7 protein-coding genes are annotated in these 7,538 nt (G+C 55.8%); all 7 read left to right on the top strand.

The genetic code is table 11. From position 1 onward, the window contains the following. Window positions 1-84 precede the first annotated feature (84 nt). The 7 genes from HYT31_02140 (at window position 85) to rny (ending at window position 7,486) form a co-directional block, all read left to right on the top strand. The gene (locus tag HYT31_02140) at window positions 85-399 is read left to right on the top strand and encodes a YbjQ family protein (GenBank protein MBI2050581.1); all 315 of its coding nucleotides are present in this window, start codon (window positions 85-87) and stop codon (window positions 397-399) included. A 243-nt stretch (window positions 400-642) separates the two neighbouring features. Further along, window positions 643-1,392: a hypothetical protein gene (locus HYT31_02135; GenBank protein MBI2050580.1), complete on the top strand. Its 750-nt coding sequence runs from the start codon at window positions 643-645 to the stop codon at window positions 1,390-1,392. 4 nt (window positions 1,393-1,396) lie between these two features. Further along, window positions 1,397-1,894 (top strand): GreA/GreB family elongation factor, encoded by a 498-nt coding sequence (locus tag HYT31_02130; GenBank protein MBI2050579.1) that lies wholly within the window; start codon window positions 1,397-1,399, stop codon window positions 1,892-1,894. A 145-nt stretch (window positions 1,895-2,039) separates the two neighbouring features. After that, the gene (locus HYT31_02125; protein MBI2050578.1) at window positions 2,040-4,076 is read left to right on the top strand and encodes a translation initiation factor IF-2; all 2,037 of its coding nucleotides are present in this window, start codon (window positions 2,040-2,042) and stop codon (window positions 4,074-4,076) included. Between the two features lie 39 nt (window positions 4,077-4,115). Further along, window positions 4,116-5,072, top strand: a complete 957-nt coding sequence (locus HYT31_02120; GenBank protein MBI2050577.1) for a bifunctional oligoribonuclease/PAP phosphatase NrnA — start codon at window positions 4,116-4,118, stop codon at window positions 5,070-5,072. A gap of 4 nt (window positions 5,073-5,076) precedes the next feature. Continuing rightward, window positions 5,077-5,673, top strand: coding sequence for an ATP-dependent Clp endopeptidase proteolytic subunit ClpP (gene clpP / locus HYT31_02115; GenBank protein ID MBI2050576.1), 597 nt, complete (start codon window positions 5,077-5,079; stop codon window positions 5,671-5,673). A 289-nt stretch (window positions 5,674-5,962) separates the two neighbouring features. Continuing rightward, on the top strand, window positions 5,963-7,486 hold the full coding sequence (gene rny / locus HYT31_02110) for a ribonuclease Y (protein ID MBI2050575.1): 1,524 nt from the start codon (window positions 5,963-5,965) through the stop codon (window positions 7,484-7,486). Window positions 7,487-7,538 lie beyond the last annotated feature (52 nt).

Below are 7,538 nucleotides of genomic sequence, written 5' to 3'. Positions count from 1 at the left end.
GCATGGCGCTGTCACGGAAAGAGAAGCTCTTACTGATTAAAAGCTGATTTTTTGCTATACTCAAGGCAGCATTAAACGAACCATATGATACTCACCACAGGGGAGCATATCCCCGGAAAAGAAGTTAGCGAGATTCTGGGAATTGCGCGGGGCAGCACAGTGCGGGCGCGGAGCATTGGCCGGGACGTACTCGCGGGTTTTAAGAACATCGTGGGCGGCGAAATCACGGAGTACACCCAGCTGCAGGCAGAGTCGCGCGAGCAGGCGCTCCAGCGCATGCAGCAGGATGCGGAAAAGCTGGGCGCGGATGCGGTCATCAATGTGCGCATGCACACGTCCATGATCATGCAGGCTGCGTCCGAGATTCTGGTATATGGCACCGCGGTAAAGCTTTCATAACCATATGAACGGCGGAGCATTGTTTGTGATACTGTTCTACGGGGTCATCGCGGCGTTTTTAGTGTACTTGATTGTCCGGCGCATAAAGGAAAAGAAAAAAGAGACGTTTGAGAAGCGGGATAATTAAGAGTGATAGATGTGAGCAGGAAGTCCACATATTTTATTGTGATTGTCATACTATGCGTCATTGCCGTATTGGCGGGATTTTTGGTATTGCGCAGACACGCAGAGCCGGAGCTAGCTATGAGCACTGTGCCTCGTGCGGATTTACTTGGGTTCCAGAATGATGTACTTAGATCTATTGTGAATAGTATCGGCGTACGAAGCGGCATTCAGGTGAATCGCAGTGAAGATGCATACATGCGGTGGATAACGGATGAGGGCTACACGCTCTCGAACACTCCCTACGAAGCCATCGTGATTAATAAAAAATGGTACGCGTCCGCGGATGATTCTCCGGAAACCGATTCTGATTTTTCGGACATTATTACTATCGCCTCCAAAAAGTTTGAGGACAACGGATATACATTGAACCAAGCGAACTATTCGGGCACGGAGAACGATTATGCGCTGTACGATTATGCGAAGCCCTATGAAAACGATGATGAGGCGTGTTCTGTCGGAGTAAATACGGATATTTGGGGGTCTGACTCGTCCATATCAATGAGTATTGCATGCACCAGTCGTGAGACGATCGCTAAAAATTTACAGGAACAAAAGCCGTTTTTGGATACCCTCAAGTTTCAGCACATGAATGCCACTATTGAGCATATTGACAGTTCTGGGGATTTCTATCGGGTGGAAGTCGGATTGGCGAGAACCGGATACTACGTGGTTCTTGGGGAGACAGCCGGACAATTTAAAGAAATCTATACCGGCCAGGAGTCTCCAGACTGCATGCTACTGGATCAGCATAGTGTTCCATGGGAGTTGGTTCCCGCATGTTGGGATGGAACTCAGGTGATTGATCGGCTCACTGGCGAGTTATACTAAAGGCATGAGAGTACCCATCCGCAAGTCCGAAAAGTACACGCACCCCTCCGTTGATCCGCACATGACGCGGGAGAAATTTGATGAGCTTTCATCAAAGCTTAGCCGCATGAAGCAGTCGCGCCCGGCGCTCGTGAAAGAAGTGGCCCGCCTTGCGGAGAACGGGGATTTTTCCGAGAACGCGGAATACCAGATTGCCAAGGGCAAGCTGCGCGGATTGAACCGTGCCATGGAGGAAATCAAATCGCACCTGAACCAGGCTGTCATCATCACTCCGGGTTCCGCAAACGGCGCCGTGCACCTGGGCAGCACCGTGACGGTTGAATCAAACCGAAGCCAAAAGGCGTTCCGCATCCTGGGTTCGTCCGAAGCCAAGCCCGAGAGCGGGATTATTTCCTATCAGTCGCCAATCGGTGCGGCGCTTATGGGAAAGCGCGCAGGGGATGAGGCAATCATCAAAACAAAAAACGGCGAAACAAGGTATCGCGTGGTGCGCGTTGAATAGGTTGATACAGCGCCATTGTTTCAGCAAAGCATTGACTAAATGCTTAATTTTCGGTAGACTGTAATAGTTTTATTAACCACCCCTTAGTCCCCTTCCCTCGGGAATACTCGGGACAGGCTCTTGGTAAGGAGGGGAAATCAGAAGTATGAACGTAACGGAACTCGCGCGGCAACTCGGCACCACCAGGACAGAGCTTTTGGAAAAACTTCCGGAGCTTGGCTTTGACATTGGCCTGCGCGCCATTAAAGTGGACACGGCCCAGGCAGAGCGCATCAAGCGCGCCTGGGGCGAGGCGGCGCGGCACGAGCGCTTGCGCGAAAAAATGGACAAGCAGGCAACGGTCCGCCAGGCCGCGGAAGCGCGCAAGGACGCCCCGCAGAGAGAGCTCGCGGTCCCCGAAAAAATTTCCGTCAACGACCTCGCGCAGAAGCTCGGCACCGCCGTGCCGCACCTCATCGGGTATTTGATGAAGCAGGGCATCATGGCGAGCTTGAACGAGCAGATTGACTTTGAAACCGCGTCAATCGTTGCCGAGGACTACGGGTTCAAGGCTGTGCGGGGCCAAGCCGCCGCAACAGCAGCCGAAGCGGGCAGAGAGACTTTGCGCGACCTTAAGGCAAAGCGCAGGGAAGCTAAGGCAGGTTCGGTCCGGCCGCCCGTGGTGGTGGTCATGGGACATGTTGACCACGGCAAAACCACGCTCCTGGACGCGATCCGCAAAACCAATGTGGTGGCAGGCGAGTCCGGCGGCATCACCCAGCACATCGGCGCGTACCAAGTGGAAGAGAAAGGCCGCATCATCACCTTCCTGGATACGCCCGGGCACGAGGCATTCAAGGCCATGCGCGAGCGGGGCGGCCAGGTGGCTGACGTTGCCATTCTCGTGGTTGCGGCGGACGACGGCCTCAAGCCCCAGACATTGGAATCCATCAACGTGATACAGAAAGAGAATCTGCCGTTCGTGGTTGCCATCAACAAAATAGACAAGCCCGGGGCTGATGTTGACCGCGTCAAGAAAGAGCTCACCGAAATCAACCTGAACCCCGAGGACTGGGGCGGCAAGGTGGTGACTGCCCAGGTGTCCGCCAAAAAGGGCGAGGGCATCCACGAGCTTTTGGACATGGTGCTTTTGGTGGCTGATTTGGAAACCTTTACCGCGGACGCCTCCAAAGCGGCGCAGGGCGTTATCATTGAGTCCCACGTGGACCGCGGCGAAGGGCCGGTTGCCACGGTCTTGGTGCACGAGGGCACGTTGCGGGTCGGGGATAGCGTGGTCATCGGCGAAACCTTCGGCAAGATCAAGGCGCTCAAAGACTGGAACGGCGGGAACATTGATGCGGCAACGCCCTCCATGCCCGCTAAAATTTTGGGCTTAAAGAGCACGCCTTCAGTGGGGGACATCCTGAACGTGGGCGAGGTTGGCAGGGCCATGCGCAAGAAGAGCACCAAGCAGTACCACTTGGTTGATACTGGAGAAGCTGCCACGCCTATTGAAAAGGCCCCGAAGGGTTCTGCTTCTTCCCGCCTCTCCGGCGGGGAGGCGGCGGGCCAGGAGGGCGACAAGCCAAAGGTTCCGGAGTTCAGCGTGATCATCAAAGCGGACGTGCTCGGCTCGCTGGAGGCGTTCATCGCGTCCCTCAAGCATCTGGAGCGCCCGGACGTGCGCGTCGCAATCCTCAAGCAGGGCTTGGGCAACATCACGGAGTCGGACGTGCTGCTCGCGGAAGCCGAACATGCCGTGATTTACGGATTCAGCGTTCAGCTTTCCCCGGAGGCAAAGCAGGCGAGCTACAACCGGAAATCCGAAATTAAAATTTCCAAAATCATTTACGAGCTTTTGGATGATGCGGCCGCGCGCCTCAAGCAGTTCATAAAAACCGAGATCGTGGAAGTGCCGCAGGGCGACTTTGAGGTACTCAAGGTGTTCAAGGATTCCAAGGCCGAGTCCATCATCGGCGGACGGGTCAAGCGCGCGCCCATTACTGCGTCTGCGAAATTTAGGCTGCTGCGGAACGGAGACCCCATTGATGAGGGAAAAATTATGGAGCTCCAGCAGAACAAACAGCCCATGCCTGAACTGAAAGAGGGCATTGAAGGCGGCATGAAGGTGGCAGGGGCGCGCGGGTTCCGCGAGGGCGATATTTTGAACTGTTTTGTTGAAGAAGAGCGCGTGGTGAAGTAGGCTTGCCACAGCGCTCTGGGTGTGGTAGTCTGCCTGGCTATGCGAGAAGAGTTTGCCCAATTCAAACAAGCGCTTGAGCGCTATGCGCCAATTGCGCTCATCACACACAAGCGGCCGGACGGGGACGCCATTGGCTCGCTTTTGGCGCTCGCTTCCTACGTTGTGCGCCTGGGCGCGCCGGTCCAGAGCTACTGCGTTGACGAAGTGCCGGGAGCGCTGAAGTTCCTGCCCGGCGCGGACACCATACGAAAGCCGGGGGATGATTTTTGGAAGCAGGCTTCTGCGGTGGTCATGGTTGACTGCGGGGACTTGAGCATGGCCGGTACTACCCTCCGCGACGAGCTTGCCGGGCGCGTGGTCCTGAACATTGACCACCACCTAAGCAACCCGCGGTACGGAACTGTGAATGTGGTGTTTGAGAAGCGCGCCGCAACCGCGGAGATTTTGTACCAGTTTTTCGTTGAGGATGGATTCGCGATTGATAAGAATACAGCAACCTGCCTTTTGGCCGGGGTGTATACGGACACGGACGCGTTTACTAATTTAGGCACCACGCCCGAATCACTGGCAGTCTCGTCAGAGTTATTGAAACTCGGCGCGAACTTTAAGGACCTTACGGCCAACACCATGCGCAACAAGTCCCTGGCGTCCCTCAAGCTCTGGGGACGCGCCCTGGAGCGCTTGCGCTTGGATCCCAAGAAGGGCATTGCCGTGACCGTGCTGCGGCATAGCGATTTTGCCGAGTGCAGCGCAGAACCGGATGATGCCGAAGGCGTGGCATCACTACTCAACCATTTGGCGGACGTCAAGATGTCCATGCTCCTGCGCGAGCTGCCGGACGGCACCGTGAAAGGCTCCCTGCGCACGACCCATGAATTGATTGATGTGTCGCAAATTGCTAAACTGATGGGCGGAGGAGGCCACGCCAAAGCAGCGGGCTTTACCGTCAAGGGCACCATTACGGAAACGGAACACGGCTGGAAAATAATTGAATAATGCTATGCCACAGGAACCGCATAATTTTCACCTGATCCCGACCGTCATTGAAAAGTCGCACGCAGGGGAGCGGGCGTACGACATCTACTCGCGCCTCTTAAAGGAGCGCATCATATTCCTGGGTTCGGGCATTTACGATGATCTTGCAAACACGGTCATTGCCCAGCTTTTGTTTTTGGATTCTCAAGGACAGGAAAAGGACATCAAGATGTACATCAACTCTCCGGGGGGCTCGGTCACGGCCGGGCTTGCCATCTACGACACCATGCAGTACGTTACGTCCGACGTCTCAACCATCTGCGTGGGGATCGCGGCGTCCATGGCAGCCACACTGCTCGCATCCGGCGCAAAAGGCAAGCGCTTTAGCCTTCCGAACTCCGAGGTCATGCTGCACCAGGTCATGGGGGGCGCCGAGGGCCAGGCATCGGACATCAAAATCCGGGCCGAGCACATCTTAAAGCTGCACGCACGCCTCAATCAGATTTTGGCGAAACACACGGGCCAGGACATCGCCAAAATTGAGAAGGACACGGACCGCGATTTTTTTATGACCGCGGAAGAGGCCAAGCAGTACGGATTGGTTGATAAAATCATTGAATAGGGCCGGCCATAGCCGCCTTGACACGCAAAATCCTTTGTGGTAAGCTCAATACAGGTAATTATTAATTGAGCAGTTTACCGTAGCCCGATAGTCTTGGATAGAATTGCCGCAACAAACCCCTTAGGTTTTTGCTAAAACGTCAAGAAAAATAGAAACCATGTTCATAGCGTTTTCCCCTATTGGATTGGAATAGCCGCCTTTTGGAGAGCGCACGTTGTTCGTGATTTCTGGCAACCCATCTTCTTCTATCCATACTATCTCATCGGTGTCTGCGTTTGAGAGATAGTATATGAACCCATTTATTCTCATAGGAATCGTCGCAGCAGTAGCGGGCGGTTTTGTGTTGGGATACATTGTGCGCAAGCTCGCGGCCACGCGGAGCGTGTCTTCGGCAGAGGCGCGGGCAGAGCAGATTATCCAGGAGGCGAAATCAAAAGAAAAAGAAGTCCTGCTTGAGGCCAAGGACCGCGCTTTGGCAGTGATTGAAGAGGCAAAGCGGGACGAGGAAACGCGCAGGCGCGAGGTTATGGCGAGCCAGGACAGGCTGGAAAAGCGGGAGAGCCTGTTTGACCAGAAGCTTTTGGATTTGGAAGGCAAGCAGACCGCGCTCGCGGAAAAGGATAAGCAGCTGGATGCGGCCAAAGAGCAGATCCAGGCAATCAAGGTCCAGCAGATGGAGAAGCTGGAAAAAGTTGCCGGCCTTTCGCAGGAGGAAGCCAAGAACGTGCTGCTTGAGAACATAGAGATCCGCGCCAAGGATGACTTGCTCACGAGGCTGCGCAAGCTGGATGAGGTAGGGAGCGACGAGTGGGACGAGAAAGCGCGCCAGCTCTTGTCCTTGGCAATGGAGCGGTGCGCATCCAACCACGCCGTAGAAACCACGACCACATCTTTGACTTTGCCGTCTGATGAAATGAAGGGCCGCATCATCGGAAAAGAGGGCCGCAACATCAAGACCCTTGAGCAGCTCACCGGCGTTGAGGTGATTATTGATGAGACCCCGCTGACGCTCATGATTTCCGGCTTCTCGCCGATCCGCAGGCACTTGGCCAAGAAAGCGCTGGAGCGCTTGATGGTTGACGGCCGCATCCACCCGGGCCGCATTGAGGAGACCGTGGAGCAGGCCAAAAAGGAAATTGCGGTTGACATGAAAAAGGCGGGCGAGGCGGCGGCCTACGACGCCGGGGTTGCGGGTTTGCACCCCAAGCTCGTGCAGATCATCGGCCGCTTGAAGTACCGCACATCCTACGGCCAGAACGTGCTGTCCCATTCTGTTGAAATCGCGCACCTGTCCGTATTGCTGGCCGAAGAGCTGGGCGCCAACGTTGAGCTCGCGCGCAAGGGCGGACTCTTGCACGACATCGGTAAAGCCGTTGACCACGAGATTGAGGGCGGGCATCCCAAGATCGGGTATGACATCTGCAAGAAGTTCGGCCTGCCCGAAGAGGTTGCGCAGATTTGCCTCACGCACCACGACGACCACCCGGCCCAGCTTGAGACCGTGATCGTGAAAGTCGCGGACGCGGTTTCGGGCGCGCGCCCGGGCGCGCGCAAGGACACGTACGAGCAGTACCTCCAGCGCCTCGGCGAGCTGGAAGACATTGCAACCGGATTTGAGGGCGTGGAAAAGGCGTACGCCATCCAGGCGGGCCGCGAAATCCGCGTGTTCGTGACTCCGGGCAAGGTGGATGATTTCCGTGCGCACGAGCTGGCCCGCGAGATTGCGGATCGGATTGAGGCGGAGCTTAAGTACCCGGGCGAGATCAAAGTGAACGTGATCCGCGAAACCCGTGTCATAGAGTACGCGCGCTAAATCGTCATCATGGTAAAAAAAGGAAGCCCCGTCCGGTGTTCCGGGCGGGGCT

The sequence above is a fragment of the Parcubacteria group bacterium genome (genome assembly GCA_016181765.1).
GTDB lineage: Bacteria > Patescibacteriota > Patescibacteriia > UBA2169 > UBA2169 > CG10-46-32.
Note: the sequence above shows the minus strand (reverse complement) of the source record. Positions and strands in the feature narration are given on the sequence as shown.